Here is a 388-nt window from a genome sequence, read left to right on the forward strand (position 1 = left end):
CACGAGGCCGGCGCCGTCGGAGAAGCCGGTGCCGTCGGCGCCGTCGGCGTAGGACTTGCAGCGGCCGTCGGGCGACAGGCCGCGCTGCCGGGAGAACTCCACCAGCAGGAACGGCCCGGACATCACCGTCACGCCGCCGGCCAGGGCGAGCGAGCACTCGCCGTTGCGCAGCGCCTGCGCCGCCAGGTGCATCGCCACCAGGGACGAGGAGCACGCGGTGTCCACGGAGACCGCGGGGCCCTGGAAGCCGAAGGTGTAGCTCAGCCGGCCGGCGATGACGCTCGTGGTGGTGCCGGTCAGCCGGAACCCTTCGAGGTCGGGTGTCGCCCCGCCGGCGTACTCGGACGCGACTGCGCCGGTGAACACGCCGGTGTCGCTGCCGCGCAGG

Annotated in this window: 1 protein-coding gene; it reads right to left on the bottom strand. The window is 74.5% G+C overall.

The genetic code is table 11. The annotated features are described in order from the left end of the window. Positions 1 to 388, bottom strand: a 388-nt coding sequence (locus tag WA788_RS35695; protein WP_335984681.1) for a polyketide synthase, incomplete at both ends; no start/stop codon positions are given.

Origin of the sequence: Streptomyces sp. CA2R106, from assembly GCF_037034245.1 — a bacterium.
In the GTDB taxonomy this organism is placed as follows: domain Bacteria; phylum Actinomycetota; class Actinomycetes; order Streptomycetales; family Streptomycetaceae; genus Actinacidiphila.